Source organism: Microbulbifer elongatus (assembly GCF_021165935.1).
Taxonomy (GTDB): Bacteria; Pseudomonadota; Gammaproteobacteria; order Pseudomonadales; family Cellvibrionaceae; genus Microbulbifer; species Microbulbifer elongatus.
On the sequence record NZ_CP088953.1, the window covers coordinates 3,887,019 to 3,903,275 of the forward strand.

8 protein-coding genes and 2 tRNA genes are annotated in these 16,257 nt (G+C 58.5%); 2 read left to right on the forward strand and 8 right to left on the reverse strand.

Features of this window, described 5'->3' with window-relative positions; translation table 11 throughout:
* Positions 1-7: 7 nt before the first annotated feature.
* From truB to LRR79_RS16115, 7 genes are all read right to left on the reverse strand, one after another.
* Positions 8-958, reverse strand: a complete 951-nt coding sequence (gene truB / locus LRR79_RS16085) for a tRNA pseudouridine(55) synthase TruB (RefSeq protein ID WP_231758179.1) — start codon at positions 956-958, stop codon at positions 8-10.
* Positions 958-1,356, reverse strand: coding sequence for a 30S ribosome-binding factor RbfA (gene rbfA / locus LRR79_RS16090; RefSeq protein WP_231758180.1), 399 nt, complete (start codon positions 1,354-1,356; stop codon positions 958-960). The genes truB and rbfA overlap by 1 nt, the downstream gene beginning before the upstream one ends.
* A 234-nt stretch (positions 1,357-1,590) precedes the next feature.
* The gene (infB, locus tag LRR79_RS16095) at positions 1,591-4,413 is read right to left on the reverse strand and encodes a translation initiation factor IF-2 (RefSeq protein WP_231758181.1); all 2,823 of its coding nucleotides are present in this window, start codon (positions 4,411-4,413) and stop codon (positions 1,591-1,593) included.
* Between the two features lie 142 nt (positions 4,414-4,555).
* The gene (nusA, locus tag LRR79_RS16100; RefSeq protein WP_231758182.1) at positions 4,556-6,058 is read right to left on the reverse strand and encodes a transcription termination factor NusA; all 1,503 of its coding nucleotides are present in this window, start codon (positions 6,056-6,058) and stop codon (positions 4,556-4,558) included.
* A 153-nt stretch (positions 6,059-6,211) separates the two neighbouring features.
* Entirely contained in the window at positions 6,212-6,682 is a 471-nt protein-coding gene (rimP, locus tag LRR79_RS16105) for a ribosome maturation factor RimP (RefSeq protein ID WP_231758183.1), read from the reverse strand.
* Positions 6,683-7,127: 445 nt separating this feature from the next.
* Positions 7,128-7,204 (reverse strand) — tRNA-Met (locus LRR79_RS16110).
* Positions 7,205-7,258: 54 nt separating this feature from the next.
* A tRNA-Met gene (locus LRR79_RS16115) sits at positions 7,259-7,335 on the reverse strand.
* Positions 7,336-7,647: 312 nt separating this feature from the next.
* On the opposite strand from LRR79_RS16115, the gene LRR79_RS16120 reads away from it, so the two are divergent.
* Both LRR79_RS16120 and LRR79_RS16125 read left to right on the forward strand, forming a co-directional pair.
* Positions 7,648-9,750: a TonB-dependent receptor gene (locus tag LRR79_RS16120; protein ID WP_231758184.1), complete on the forward strand. Its 2,103-nt coding sequence runs from the start codon at positions 7,648-7,650 to the stop codon at positions 9,748-9,750.
* A 91-nt stretch (positions 9,751-9,841) separates the two neighbouring features.
* Positions 9,842-11,032 (forward strand): PepSY-associated TM helix domain-containing protein, encoded by a 1,191-nt coding sequence (locus LRR79_RS16125; protein ID WP_231758185.1) that lies wholly within the window; start codon positions 9,842-9,844, stop codon positions 11,030-11,032.
* 67 nt (positions 11,033-11,099) lie between these two features.
* On the opposite strand, the gene LRR79_RS16130 is transcribed toward LRR79_RS16125, so the two are convergent.
* Positions 11,100-16,241: an OmpA family protein gene (locus tag LRR79_RS16130; protein WP_231758186.1), complete on the reverse strand. Its 5,142-nt coding sequence runs from the start codon at positions 16,239-16,241 to the stop codon at positions 11,100-11,102.
* Positions 16,242-16,257 lie beyond the last annotated feature (16 nt).

Genomic DNA, 16,257 nt, shown 5'->3' on the forward strand with positions numbered 1-16,257 from the left:
AGGAGTGCTACTTTACCAGACGGCGCGGGGCGACCCGCCCATCATCAGTAATCTCTCCAACGCCTAGAAATTCACCACTTTCCAGGAAGAGGCGCACCATATCACCTTCATCGCCCAAACGATAGACCTGCAGATCCATTACCGGCTGGCCCTGACGCAGATAGTAACCTGTGTCTTCAGAAAGGGTCATTCTGGGCAGATCGGAGGCGGGGGAATCCGCCGGAAGCAGGTGGTGGTCCAGTACTTCCGCGCGCCCTTCTCCGCGCTCCTCGGTCAGTGTATCCAGCGTGACCGAGTCGTCTTCGTGATAGGGGCCGGCGGCGATGCGGTGCAACTTCTCAACGAAGGCACCTACGCCCAGCGCCTTGCCCAGATCTTCCGCCAGACTGCGCACATAAGTGCCCTTGGAGCAGTGCACCTCGACCACCGCACGCGGCAGCTTGTCCGGTGATGCGGATCCCGGGGTGAAGCGCACCAGCTCGTAGGAAAAGATCTCGACCTGACGCGCCTCGCGCTCCACTTCGATGCCCTGGCGCGCCAGCTTGTACAAAGGCTGGCCATTGTGCTTGAGGGCAGAATACATGGACGGAACCTGACTGATGGTTCCGCGGAATGCGGCCATCGCATCAGACACCTGTTGCTCCGTGAGGCCTGAGGCGTCACTGGTCGCAACCACGTCACCATCCGCATCCCCGGTTTCGGTGGTCATGCCGAAACAGAAGGTACTGCGGTAGCGTTTGTCCGCGTCCAGCAGGTACTGGGAGAATTTGGTCGCTTCGCCGAAACAGATCGGCAACACGCCGGTCGCCAATGGGTCCAGCGCACCGGTGTGGCCGGCGCGGTTGGCGAAGAACAGGCGTTTGGCTCTTTGCAGGGCGTCGTTGGCAGAAATCCCGGCGGGCTTGTTCAACAACAGCACACCATCAATCTGCCGCCCCCATTTTGGTCTGCGGCCCATCAGTCGTTCTGTTCTTCCGGATCGTCGTCAGATTTTTTCTGGTCCGACTTCACCGCCTTGTCGATCAGCGCCGACAGGTGCTGACCACGCACGGAGGTTTCGTCGTAGCGGAATTGCAGACGGGGAATGGTGCGGATCTGGATTTCCTTGGCGAGCTGAGTGCGCAGAAATCCTGCGGCCTTGTTCAGCGCCTCCATGGAAATATCGATTTTGTTGCGATCATCCTCGCCTACCAGGGTGACAAACACCTTGGCGGTGGTGAGATCGCGGCTCACTTCCACGTCGTTGACATTGACCATGCCAACCCGCGGGTCGCGCACTTCGTGCTGGATCAGTCGGGCCAGCTCGCGACGCATGGCGTCGGCTACCCGGTCAGCACGGTGGAATTCTTTGGCCATTGATTACCTATGAAAACGGCTGAAACAACGTCGTTCCGGCGCAGGCTGGAACCCAGAAAACCACGGTGGTTAACTGAACCCCGGGCTGTGCCGGGGCGACGGTTCATTTCCCCCTGGATCCCGGCCTTCGCCGGGATGACGAAATATATTCGCCGGGATGACGAAATACACTCGCCGGGATGACGAAATATATTCGCCAGGGTGACGATCTATCTTCGTCAGTGTGACGGTCAATTACAGCTCGCGAGCTACCTTAACGATGTCGAACACCTCGATCTGGTCGCCCGGCTTGACGTCATTGTAGCCTTTAACGCCGATACCACACTCCATTCCGTTGCGGACTTCCTGCACGTCATCTTTGAAGCGACGCAGGGACTCCAGCTCACCTTCGTAGATGACCACGTTGTCACGCAGTACACGGATAGGCTTGTTGCGGTAGACGGTACCTTCGGTGACCATACAGCCGGCGATCGCACCCAGTTTCGGCGAGCGGAATACGTCGCGCACTTCGGCGATACCGACGATTTCTTCGCGCTCTTCAGGATCCAGCATGCCAGACAGGGCCTGCTTCACTTCGTCCAGCAGGTTGTAGATCACGCTGTAGTAACGGATTTCAACGCTCTCGGTTTCCGCCAGCTTGCGCGCGGCTACATCGGCACGGGTATTGAAACCGATCACGATGGCGCCGGAGGTCAGGGCCAGGTTGATATCGTTCTCGGCGATACCGCCCACACCACTGGAAACCACGTTGACGGACACTTCTTCGTTACCGATTTCCGCCAGAGCAGCCTGGATCGCTTCCAGGGAGCCACGCACGTCCGCTTTGACGATGACCGGCAGAACCTTCTTCTCGCCGGCTTCCATGTTGGCAAACATGTTTTCCAGTTTGGCAGCCTGCTGACGCTGCATACGCTCGATGCGCTCTTTGTCCGCGCGTTGCTCGGCCACTTCACGGGCCTTGCGCTCATCCGCCACCACCAGGAATTCATCACCGGCATTCGGGGTAGAGTCCAGACCCAGCAGCTCCACCGGAGTGGACGGGCCGGCTTCCTTCACGGATTTGCCCAGCTCATTGGTCATGGCACGTACGCGGCCATAGCTCTGGCCCGCCAGTACGATATCACCGCGCTTCAACTCGCCGCTCTGTACCAGCAGGGTCGCAACCACACCGCGGCCTTTTTCCAGGCGCGCTTCAATCACAACACCGTTGGCCGGTACGCCAACTTTGGCTTTCAGTTCCAGCATTTCGGACTGCAGGGAGACGGCTTCCAGCAGCTCGTCAATGCCCTGACCGGTATGCGCGGAGACTTCGATAAACTGCGTATCGCCACCCCAGTCTTCCGGGATAACGTCTTTTGCGGCCAGTTCGTTCTTCACCCGATCCGGATCGGCGGCTTCCTTGTCACACTTGTTGATGGCGACAACCATCGGCACGCCCGCCGCTTTCGAGTGGGCGATGGCCTCTTCGGTCTGCGGCATCACACCGTCGTCCGCGGCGACCACCAGAATAACCACGTCGGTGGCCTGAGCACCGCGGGCACGCATGGCGGTAAACGCGGCGTGTCCCGGGGTATCCAGGAAAGCGATCTCGCCCTGGCTGGTTTTCACCCGGTAAGCACCGATGTGCTGGGTAATACCACCGGCTTCACCGGAGGCGACCTTGGTCTCGCGGATGTAGTCCAGCAGCGAAGTTTTACCGTGGTCTACGTGGCCCATGACGGTGACCACCGGAGAGCGGGAAACTTCTTCACCTTCGATATCGGCGGTCAGCGCGACCAGCTTTTCTTCCAGCTCGTTTTCGGAGCGCAGAACCACTTTGTGGCCCATCTCTTCGACGATCAGGGTCGCAGTATCGCGATCCAGGCTCTGGTTGATGGTGACCATTTCGCCCATTTTCATCAGGCGCTTGATCAGCTCGCCGGCCTTGATATTCAACTGCTTGGCCAGTTCGCCGACGGTAATCGTCTCGCCCAGTTGTACTTCGTACACTTGCTTTCCTGTCGGCTTCTTGAAGCCGTGTGTGTTCTTCACTTTCAGCGTCGGACGAGAGAGAGAGCGGGTACTGCGTTTCTCGTCTTCGGTCTCGAAGGCTTCCAGCGCGGCATCGTACAGGGAGGTCTTGCTGGACTTTTTCGGGCCGGATTTGCCGCGACGGCTGCGTTTTTTGCGCGGCTCGTCGTCATCGCGGTCGTCGACAACCGCTTCCTGTTTACGGCGCAGGGAGGGCTTGACCGCAGCGGCGTCGGCGGCGGTCTTCTGCTTGGCTTTTTCCGCGCGCTCTTTCTGCTCTTCCTCAACGCGCTTGCGCTCTGCTTCTACGCGGGCTTTTTTCTCTTCCAGCTCCGCCGCTTCGCGTTCCGCTTCTTTCTTGCGGCGCTCCATGGCGGCAATACGCATAGCTTCGATATCGTCGACGTAGCTGGAGCGGATAGGTGCCGGCTCCGGCTTGGGTTTCTTGGGTGCCGGTGCAGGCTTGGCTTCTTCCTGTTTGGCTTCTGCAGCTTCTTTCGCCGCGGCTTCTTCAGCGGCGGCTTTGGCTTCCGCTTCTGCCTTGGCAGCGGCCTCGGCTTCCTGCTTGGCCTTGGCTTCCGCCTCAGCGCGGGCTTTGGCTTCCGCCTCTGCGGCCTCCTGCTCAGCGAGGGCGCGATCAGCGGCGGCTTTCTCTGCCGCGGCCAACTCTTCTTCCGCTTTCTTCAGTGCGGAGGTATCCACATCCGCTTCCGCCGGTGCCTGCTCCCCTTCCGCTTCCGCGCGTTTTACATAGGTGCGTTTTTTACGCACCTCCACATTCACGGTCTTGCGGCCAGTGCCAGAGCCGGTTTTCAAGGTCGTGGTGGTTTTGCGCTTGAGGGTGATTTTACGAGGTGCGGCGCCCTCTTCCCCTTTACTGCTGCCGTGGCTGCTTTTCAGAAAATTGAGCAGGACCTGCTTTTCTTCCGCAGATACCTTTGCATCCGCTGAAGTGTGGGGCAAACCCGCCTCCTGCATCTGCTTGAGCAGACGCTCTTCGGTGGCACCAACCGATTTGGCGAGTTCGCTAACTGTTACTTCGGCCATTCTCTCTCCTAAAAAGTCACTTTGCAGCGGAGCGGTATTAATTCATTTTACCGCTCCACCCTTGGCCTGCACGGCAGGCAATTGGTGGGCGCGGGCGCTGTGCGCCACGCGCAGTGCCGGGCGATGGCCCGGCACCTTGACATTACGCCTCTTGATCACTGTCGTCGGCGAACCAGGGTTCGCGCGCTTTCATGATCAAGGCTGCGGCACGTTCCTGGTCCATGCCTTCGATATCGAGCAGGTCGTCCACCGCCTGCTCTGCCAGGTCTTCCATGGAAGACACACCGCGGCTGGCCAGCAGGAACGCCAGTTGACGGTCCATGCCTTCCATATTCAGCAGGTCTTCCTGAGGCTCGGACGCCTCCAGCTCTTCCTCAGAGGCCAGGGCTTGCGTCAGCAGCGCGTCTTTGGCGCGTGCACGCAGCTCTTCGGCGATCTCTTCATCGAAGCCTTCAATACCCAGCATTTCTTCGATGGGTACGTAGGCCACTTCCTCGAGGGTGGTGAAGCCTTCTTCCACCAGTACGCCAGCCACGTCTTCGTCGATATCCAGGCGCTCCATGAACGTTTCCATGATGCTGCCGGATTCGGCTTCCTGCTTGGCCTGCCACTCGTCAACGCTCATGACGTTGATCTGCCACTGGGTCAGCTCAGACGCGAGCCGTACGTTCTGACCGCTGCGACCGATGGCCATCGCCAGATTCTCTTCGGCCACCGCGACATCCATCGAGCCGGCATCTTCGTCGACGACGATGGACTCAATTTCCGCAGGCGCCATGGCGTTGATTACGAACTGAGCGGGGTTTTCATCCCACAGCACAATATCAACACGCTCGCCAGACAATTCGTTGGAAACCGCCTGCACACGTGCACCACGCATGCCAACGCAGGCACCTACCGGGTCGATACGCCCGTCGTTGGTGTTGACCGCGATCTTGGCGCGCAGGCCGGGGTCACGGGCAGCGCCCTTGATCTCGATCACCTGCTCGGAGATTTCCGGCACCTCGATGCGGAACAGCTCGATCAGCATTTCCGGGCAGGAGCGGCTCAGCTTCAATTGCGGCCCGCGGGCTTCCGGCTCAATTTCCAGCAAAATGGCGCGCACACGGTCGTTGAGACGGAAAATCTCACGGCCCACCAGCTGGTCCCGGGGCAGACGCGCTTCCGCATTGTTGCCCAGGTCCACAGCGATGAAATCGCGGGTCACCTTTTTCACGGTTCCGCTCACCAGCTCGCCGACACGATCGCGATACTCGTCGACGATCTTGGCACGCTCGGCTTCACGTACCTTCTGCACGATGACCTGCTTGGCGGTTTGCGCAGCAATACGGCCGAACTCGACGTTTTCCACCTGCTCGCGATAGACATCACCGGCTTTCAGCTCGGGATCTTTCTCATGGGCTTCTTCCAGGGTGAACTGGGTGCCCAGCTCGGCGAGGGTGTCGTCATCGACCACTTCCCAGCTGCGGAACGTTTCGTAGTCACCGGTGCGGCGATCAATGATCACCTCAATGGTGGAATCTTCGTCGTAGCGCTTCTTGGTGGCAGTCGCGAGGGCCACCTCAATTGCCTGGAAAATAATATCCCGGTCAACGCCTTTCTCGTTGGAAACCGCCTCGGCTACCAGCAAGATTTCTTTGTTCATGCAGCTGCCTCTTTAAAAAACGCTACGTGCTGACTAATCAATGCTCTGGTGGGACTCATACCGCTATTCCCACCGGCTACTTCCGCATTGCCCTAACATGGTCGGCCCAAACCCGGACCCGAAAATCTGAAACTGTGTTCCTTGCAAGCGCGATTACTTCTCGCTATCAAACTGCGGAATGATATTGGCCTTCTCGATACTGTCGATTGGCAACAGGTATTCATTTTCGCTGTCGATACGCAGGACGATTTCGTCCCCTTCGACTCCGGCCAGCAAGCCCCGCCATTTGCGCTGACCATCCAGCGGCATGCGCAAGCGTAGCTCGACCTGGGCGCCAATATAGCGCTGATACTGTTCCAACTTGTACAGGGGGCGATCCATCCCCGGAGAAGATACTTCAAGGGTGTATTTGCTGCTGATGGGATCTTCCACATCCATCACCGCGCTCACCTGGCGACTGACTTTTTCACAGTCATCCACGGAAATACCGCGCTCGGAATCGATGTAGATTCGCAGCAGGGCGTTGCGGCCGTGGGTCTGATAATCGATGCCCCACAGCTCGCAGCCCAGTGACTCAACCACCGGAGCCAGAAGCTCTTCCAACAGTTCGCGCTTACTTGCCATATCACCTGTGTCCCCATTTCGGGGCGGATGTGCAACCGGCCCAGCCGATCGCAAAGAACAAAAAATGGGCAGCGGAGCTGACCCCACGGTCCGAATGAGAAACCGCGGCGCCGACTCCCGGCCCATTCGGATGGCAAACCGAGAGACTCTCGCTTGCCGCAGATACGAAAAAGCCCCTAACAGGGGCTTCAACTGCGTAGTCACATAACCTTTATATGACTACAGAATTTGGTAGCGGGGGCAGGATTTGAACCCTAGACCTTCGCCGGCTATGCCGCCAGAGGTAGATAGCGAGCCCGAGTCGGGCATCTAGCCAAGAACCAATGGTACCTGAAATTGGTAGCGGGGGCAGGATTTGAACCCTAGACCTTCGCCGGCTACGCCGCCAGAGGTAGATAGCGAGCCCGAGTCGGGCATCTAGCTAAGAACCAATGGTACCTGAAATTGGTAGCGGGGGCAGGATTTGAACCTACGACCTTCGGGTTATGAGCCCGACGAGCTACCAGGCTGCTCCACCCCGCAACAACATCTTGGGAGTTAACAACCATCTACACATCAGAAGTATAAGATGGAAATTGGTAGCGGGGGCAGGATTCGAACCTACGACCTTCGGGTTATGAGCCCGACGAGCTACCAGGCTGCTCCACCCCGCACCGACACTTCCCAGAGACCGGATCCTGGTAGAGACCGGCCCCTCGCGATGGGTTGCCCCAACCGCTCAAGAGGCTGCGCATTCTATTGATCGCCCCCCGGGGAGTCAAGTCACTTCTGGCATTTAATCACACCCATTTGTAACGGGGCGGGACCGACAGCACCGTGCATCTTTTATATAGACACTTTTACCGCTTCTATCACTTCCGTATCGCACCTTAACCAAACCCACAACCCAAGAAACAGCATTGATAAACATTCTCATTTTACTTAAGATCGCGCCACTTTTAAGCCTTAGCCCCAAGGAGCTCAGAATGCGCGGGACCCGCACTACTCTTGCCCTAGCCATTGCCGCGACCAGCACGCTTTCCGTTGCCGCCGAAAGCAACTCGCAGATCGAAGAAGAAGTGGTCGTGACCGCAAGCCGCACGGAGAAGCCTCTCAGTGCCATCCCGAATACCGTCACCCTGATCGACCAGCAGGCGCTGTCGGATCAGATGGCCGCCACCAGTGACCTGTCCACCATTCTGGGTAACCTGATTCCGAGCTTTTCTCCCAGCCGCCAGAAGATGACCAGCTCCGGCGAAAGCCTGCGAGGCCGCAAGCCACTGTATCTGATCGATGGTGTACCCCAGTCCAACCCTCTGCGCAACGGAGGCCGCGATGGTCACACCATCGACCCGCTGGTTCTGGAGCGTGTGGAAGTGATTCACGGCGCCAATGCGATCCACGGTATGGGGGCATCTGGCGGTATCATCAACCTGATTACCCGCACACCCAGTGATGACTTCCAGCAGAGTGTGCGCGTGGAGTCTGCGTTGCAGACCGAAGAGCTTAGCGACACCCTGGGTTACAACGGTAGTTACAGTCTTTCCGGCAAAGTGCGCGACATCGACGTTCTGGCCAGCGTGACCTATCGCAACAGCGGCGTCAGCTACGATGCCAACGGCGATATTGTCGGCTTCGACAATACCCAGGGCGATACCATGGATAGTGAGACCACCAACGCCTTCATCAAGACGGGTTATAGCTGGGATGATCAGCGCGTGCAGCTGACCATCAATCACTTTCTGGTGGAAGGAAACAACAACTGGCGGAGTGTGGACGGGGATATTGACGCCGGCATTCCCACGACAGCGGTAGAGGGCGACGTTCCCGGCAAGTCGCCCTCCAATGAAATCACAACGATCAACCTGCAATACAGCAACGAAGACTTTTTCGGGCAAAAGCTGCGCACCCAGGTGTTTTCTCAGGACTTTGCCGGCACCTACGGCGCCACCAACAGTGGCACTTTTCAGGACGTAGATATCTACGGGCCAGATCTTTTTGACCAGTCGCAAAACAATTCTGAGAAACAGGGCCTCAAGCTGACGCTGATCAAAGACGATATCGCCGGCGCACCGGTCAGCCTCGCCTACGGCGTGGACCTGCTACAGGACGAAACCTGGCAGCAGCTGATTCTTACCAGCCGCGCCTGGGTTCCTCCTACCCAATACAAGAATATCGCACCCTACGCACAGGCAGAATTCAGCGGTATCGAGCACCTGACCATCACCGCCGGCGTGCGCCATGAAATCTCCGAGCTGCAAGTGGATGACTTCACCACCCTGGCCTCATACGGCAGCCAGTTCGTCAAAGGCGGCAACCCGGAATTCAGCGAAACGCTCGGCAATATTGGCGCGACCTACGCGGTGACCGATAGCCTGCGGGTGTACGCGAACTATTCAGAAGGCTTTTCCATGCCGGATGTCGGGCGGGTTCTGCGGGGCATCGACGAGCCCGGGCAGGAAGTGGAGAACTTCCTGGATATGCAGCCCATCCTGACGGAAAACCAGGAACTGGGCCTGGAGTTCGATAGCGAACAGTTTGCCGCACAGGTAGCCTACTACTCATCCGATTCCGATATAGGTCAGCGTCTGGCCCTTGGCGACGACGGTATTTACAGCGTGCAGCGGGAAAAAACCGATATCAACGGTTTCGAGCTGCGCGGTCAGTGGTTTGCCACGGATACAGACACACTGGAAGCCCGCTACGCCTACACCAAAGGCCGTTACGACGCCGATGACGACGGCAACGTGGATACCGATCTGGACGGCCGCAATATCGCGCCCAACCGTTTCAACCCCAGCTGGGCGCGCAACTGGACCGACGTACTGAGCACGCGCATTCAGGCTAACTGGCTGCTGGACCGTGATTTCGAGAACGCAGAAGGCAACGTCACTCGTGAATTCGATGGCTACACCGTCATTGATGCCAGCGCGCAATTGCAGGCCATGAGTGGTGAGTTTGCCCTGGGTATTCAGAACCTGACCAACGAAGACTACTTCACCTACTACTCCCAGACCGCGGGTAACGACATCCGCAATTTCAAGGGTATTGGGCGCAGTGTGAACCTGTCTTATTCCAGGGTATTTTAATAATTAACGAATGTTCGCCTGTAATCAGGCTCCTACTAGAGGATATTCACTAGGGGCCCGCTTGCAGGCGAATCCAGCAATACGTCATTCCATGCGCAAAACATTTTTCGTCCTGCACAAATACACCGGCCTGACCCTGGGTCTACTGGTGTCATTGATCGGCCTCACCGGTAGTCTGCTGGTGTTCGATCACGCATTGGACGAAACACTCACGCCGCAAACGGTGACCTTCAAGCCGAGCGCCAGACCCGCCAATTATTCGGAAATTCTCACCGCAGCGCAGGCCGCCGTGCCCGGCAATCCCCCCCCCACCCGTTTAATGACCCAGCGCCAACCCGGTAGCCCGCACGTGGTCCGCTTCCCCACACCGGAAGGAGCACCGGGCCCCATTGAGGTGAGTGTTTCACCTACCGATGCCGAAGTACTCGCGGTGCGCGGCTGGGGCACAAGCGCGTACACCATGACCTGGCTGTACCGCCTGCACTACACCTTGCTCGCCGGTAAGAATGGAAAAACCGTCGTGGGATTGATGGGCCTGTTGACGATGGTGTTCTGCATCACCGGTGCGGTGCTCTGGTGGCCGAAACGCAAACGCGCGGGAAAGCGAGACTGGAAACGGGCTTTTTCTATTGCGCGCTCTGGCAATCGGTTCCGGTTTTACTTTGATGTTCACAAGGTTTTCGGCATTTATTTTTTGCCGTTGCTGCTGATGATCAGCTTTTCCGGTGTCACGCTGGTATTTCCGACCCAGGTGGAAGCGGTCGTCGGCAGTCTGTTCAAAGTAGAACCCCGCCCCGCCCTCCCCGGCTCAAGGGCCGCTTCCGGCACGCCAATCTCCCCCGATCGGGCGGTCGCGATTGGCGAGGAGGTGTTTCCCGACGGGGTGCTCAAGCGCATCTACCTGCCGCGTAATAGCGAAGACAGCTACGGCATGACCTTTCGCGCGGAAGGGGAAGTCTGGACCAACTACGGAGCCAGCTTTGTGCGCCTGGACCAGTACACCGGCGAAGTGCTATTGACTCAGAAGGTTACCGAGATACCACTCGGCAATAAAATCCTGCGTTGGCAGTTCCCTCTGCACAACGGGGATGCGCTGGGAATTGTCGGGCGGTGGTTGGTGTTGCTGGCAGGTTTCGCACCCGCACTGCTGTTTGGTACCGGCCTGTATCTTTGGTGGCAGAAGCGGCGTTTGAAAACGCAGGCTCAACGAAAGCAACGAGCAAGCACTACCAATACCACAATCACAGAGCCCGCCAGGGGAATCACAGCCGGAGCCAAGTGACCCCCTTACATTCCTCGCAAACCCCCATCATTCCACTCGATGGGGGTTACTCGCCGGTAACGAGACTTTAGAACTTGCCCACCATATTGATAAACACCCCCTGACTGTCGTAATCCAGGTCCGTCAGATCATCGGAGAAGTCGGTGAAGTTGTAGCCGATGCCCGCCTTGAAGTTGCGTCCCATCTGTCGGTACAGAGCGAGCAGTGCACCGCTGCGGCTGTCGCCGGCTTCCGGCAGGTCAAGCAGGCGGCCTTCGATCAGCAGATCCCAGTGATTGACGAAGTGCCAGTCCGCGCGCACTACGTAGAGATGAGCAGTACTATCGAAGAACTCGGGGTCTTCCCGCTCCATACTCAGTTGCCCCAGACGATAGGCGTACTTGGCGCCGACAGTCCAGCGCTGGGTGAGATCGTAGTTGGTGTCGACGGAGAAGATGTGACTCTTCTGAACAAACTCGATGGCGCTACTGTTACTGCTTGAGGTCACCAGTACCTGGTCGTTGGTGGGTACGTTGTAGAAGTAGGTGTACTTCAGCAATGTGTTCCAGCGATCGTTATCCACAGGGCGGTAGGCGTAGCCCATCACACCTTCGGTAAATTTACCGTCGTAGAACTGCCCCGCGGAACTCTGGCTGTCGGAGTAGTTGAGCTTGCCGACTAAACGCCAGTCCGGACTCATCTGGTAGCTCAGGGTATTTTTCAGTAGCCAGGTCTTGCGCTCGTTTTCCAGTACACTCTGGGGGTCATCCTCGGTGCCTGCACCCGACAGGGTCTGCATATTGTCGATGCGGTATTCCACCGCGCTCGCCACACGCAGCGCGCCATCGTTAAAGCCCATGCTGGCGCCCATGGCGCGGCGCTCGGTTTCGGCACCGGTACGCGGATCTTCCAAAGTACCGGCCTCAAGGCTGGTGCCATAATTCCATTGATCACTGGGCGCCAGGTCCACACCCAGCGCGTGGGTCAGGCCGGTGGACACATCCCCGTGGGTGTAGCGCTCTTCGCCGCAGATACTGGTAGTATCGGAGAAGCGGCTGCGGAAACCACTGTTCAGGTTACCCTTGCGCGCGCGCACCCCGGTATCGGTGCGCTCGTTGTCGAGGGTGTAATTCAGATAGAGATTGGTGCGGTCGGTTACCAGGAAGTCGGTCCCCAGACGGGCTGCGGTACCGGTGTCACCACCGGACAGTTCGCTGTCGACAGTCAGGCGATCACTTACCCGGTAAGCGCCACCAAAGCCGATACGATTGTTCTCATCCCGGTTCCCGGAGACTTCTGCGGTGCGCTGCACAAATCCAAACGCATTCCAGTTAGCACCTGAATCGTAGCCTGCCTGGATCGCCACATCGGTACGCTCCCCCTGTTTCTGGGTCAGTGGGACCACCGGCGAGAGATCTTCACGGGTGTCCGCGCGCGCCGCTGCGGCGATGCGCCAGCGGTCACTCAGACGATACCCCAGCTCCACATCGGTGGCTTCCGTCTGCAGGCCGTATTGCTGTTCCTTGCGGTCGGTTTTCAGGCCCACGTCAAAGCGTTCGCCAACAGGCAGGTTGATGGTTGCACCATATTGCTCGGTTTCGTGGGTGGCCAGCTGGCCAGGGCCGGAGAAACCCGCGTCCCGCTGCTGCGCGTAAACGGACATGGAGCCGCGCGCGCCTTCAAAGAAGTCGCCCACCTGCATGGCCGCCTCGACCTTGTTGGCACCGGCCTTGGCCTGAGGGTCGATCGGGGCGCTCTGCCCGAAAACACCCTGTTCAAAGCCACCCTGATTAAAGCTGTAGCCGCCGTCGAGGGAAGACAGACTTTCCAGGGTGTTGCCCTGACTCTCCGCCACTTCCACCTTCATCCAGGTGCCGGCGGTTTTGCGCAGGGTCAGGTCCACACCGTGCAGGGACGATTCGTTGTCCTCCTCGTCCTGCTGGCTGGCACTGACACCGATGCGCACATGGTCGCCGGCCCAGTACTGGGCGCGGCCGCCCACTGCAAGGGTGTCGAGGTCGTCGAAGCCCGGCGTGTATTCGTAGCGGGCAACCAGGTACTGTGGATTCCCGTTATAGGAGCCGTCCTGCACGATCAGATTGTCGTTGGCGATGGCGGACAGCGGACGGTTCAGCAGCACCCGGCCCTGAATGTAATCCACATCGTAATCGATCACCGGCGTCAGGTTTTTCACCCCCAGTACCAGGCCGGAATTTTTGTCCCGCACTTCCACCCGCAGGCGCTCGGAGCCGGTGAGAATATCCTGATGGCGCAGGTAGTAGAGAGAACCTCCGGTTCCGCGGAATTCATCGCGCCCGGCAATGGTGCCGGGCTCCGCACTGAATGCATCCACCTCGAAACGCTTGTCGCCAAAGTCGGTAACGTCGTCGGTTTCAAAATGGAAATTGGCCCCATACAGCGCACGGTCAATCTGGGCCAGTTCGTTGTCGGTATAAGACGCCTTGAAGTTACCCCACAGGCCGTAATCGTCATAGTTCTCCAGCTTGATGTAGAACTTGCCGGAGGTGGGCGCGTCTTCCACTACGGTGGAGTCATCGCCAAAGGTAGGGTAGTAAAGATCGCTGTCGAGACGACGGAACAGGGCGTCCGGCGTTTTCTCCATAAAGTTGCTAAACAGCTCGTCGATCGGCCCCTCTTCGGTGTCCGCACTGGCGGACAGACGCCAGCCGTCCCCGAAACTGCCGCTGGTATAAAACGCCAGGCGACCGTCGTAGCTCGCAGAGTTGTCGTAGTGGGTCTGATCCCCGGTGACCAGTGCCGCGGGGCCGTTGGTATCGTCGCGGGCGATGGTGAGATCCGCAATGCCCACAGTAAACCAGTCGTCGCTGGTGAATTCCAGGTCCCTCAGGAAAAGTTCGCCGTTGCCCTGCTCGTCGAGCACCGCCACTTCTACAGTGTGCAGCCCTTTGGCAAAAATTTCTTCCGCGACAAACGCACCGCTGTTGCTGACAGGAATCTCGCGGCCGGCCAGCCATACACTATGATTTGAGGGGATATCCGCCCCGTTCACCAGTACTGCATTGCCATTGACCGGGATGTTCTGCTCGGCGAGGCGGTTTTCCCCGTAACCCACCAGCAACTCCTGCTCGGTAGTGGTCTCCTGCAGCTGGGGCTCGAAGTTATCCACCAGCCACAGAGTCTGTGGGCGGGTTTCATCGAAGCGCTGTTTCCAGTCGTATACCCGCAGTACGTATTTCAGTTTTTTCAGCGGTGCCTGGAAGCTGTCAAAGTCCGCTTCCCAATTCCCTTCGCCATTCTGGTCGAGGGTCACCACCGCCAGAGGTTGGTCGCGCAGGGATTGCGCTTCTTCAAAAATCCGCACCTCGGCGCGGGTGATAAACGAGGGATAGTTGGTGTAGCGCTTGAATACAACGCGGCTTTCCACCAGCTCGGTCTCCGGATCATCCGCGTAGCGGACGGTGTTCGGGAAAGCGGTGACGTTCAGTCGCGGCTGCATGGTCTGATTGTCGAAGCGGAACTGGATATTGGCGTTGTCCAGTGCCACATCCGTACAGCGCTGCAGGTCCGCGGAATTCTTGTGCGGGTCGTATTCCGGTGCACCGTCAACGGTAATCCGCATCAGGTTCAGCGCATAGGGATTGTGCGCAACCGCCTCCTGTTGCAGGCGTTCGATTTCCAACCGGTCCTGTTCCGCCAGAATGGCCAGCTCGTCGTAGAGCACCTGCACTTCCACGCGGGCGCCATCCATGTGGATAAAGCCGGTCTGTACCACGTCTTTGGATTCCACATAGCCGCGCCCTTCAAACGCTACCTGATCGTCTTCGAGGCCGAGCTTTTCCTGTACCAGCTGCATGGTCTTCCTGGCCCGTGCAGACGACAGCCCTACGTCATCGCCATAGACCATGGCCTCGCGCCGCTCCATGCGCTCGTTATCGCTGTAACCGACAAAGCTCAGGCGCACGTTCTGTTTGCCCGCCACTTCGTCCATCAGGCGCTGCATCTGGGACAGCTGTGCATCGGTGATCTGTGGCTCACCACTGTTCAGGAAAATCGGCGGGACTTCCCCGGTGGGTGACTCGTGCTCGATGGTGATGGTTTCCGCAGACGCGGCTTCCGGGCAGGCCTGCACGCCATCGGCGGCGGTTTCCAGGAGGTCGTCGTACCAGAACTCCACTTCCACACGGCGGTTCAGAGAGCGTCCCTTGGCGGTATCGTTGGCGGCAATCGGCTGAGTCGCCCCCTTGCCGCTGCTGGTCACCATGTAACCCGGCAGATTCAACTGATCTGCCACTGCCAGCGCCACCCGCCGCGCTTCTGCGCGAGACAGCGCCATCTGATCGTCGTACAGCTCCGCGGGCCCTTCCGGCAGGGCACCACCGTCAGTATGACCCACAAAGTGAATGGTCAGATTCGGCTTATCCTGCAGGGTATTGCGCACCTCCTGAATACGGCGCACGAAAGGCATTGGTAAATCGGCCTGCCCCGGTTGCAGCCGCAGCGGAGATACCAGATTTTTGAGACGCGCACGCTGATCGGAACCTGCGGTATAACGCAGCTTACACACGGTTTCCTGACGGCAGACCTGTACGCGATTCAGTTGCAGGGCCTCGGCGCGACGTTGGGCATCGCGCGCTTCCTGGTCCTGCTCGAAATAGCGCACCGCCAGCTCCACCCGCCGGTTCTGTTCGCGCCCTTTCTCGGTGATATTTTCTGACAGGGGCTCGCTGTCTCCGCGCCCCTCCACCAGGATGGCTTCCTCTGGCAGTTCCAGCGCGGTTTGCAGGTAGTCCGCAACCAGCTGGGCACGAGCCTGGGTGAATGCGGCTTTATCCGCGTATTCCGCCAGTTCATCGTCATTCAGCGGGTGGCTGTCAGTATGACCGGTAACGATCAGCTGCATTTCATGGGCAGACTCCAGCTCCGCGAGCTTTTCGCGCAACTGTTCCACCAGATCCGGATCGATTTCATCTTCTACTGCACGGAACGGGAGCGGAGGCAGGATGTTGTTTTCCACAACCGCCTGTTCCGGCGCGATAAAGGATTCCGCATCCTGTACCCACAACTGGCCCGCAGCGGGAATCAGCGTGGTTTCCGTATTGCTGCCCAATGGTTTTTCTGTGTACTCGCCAGTGGACTCAGTCTCTGGTCCAAGCCCGGGAATCAATTGCCACCAGGCGGCTTCCTGTTCCGATTGCGTATCTATTTCCTGCGCAGTAGCGGGGACAATAGGTAACAGTGCGAGAGCCAAAACTGCATTGCGGACT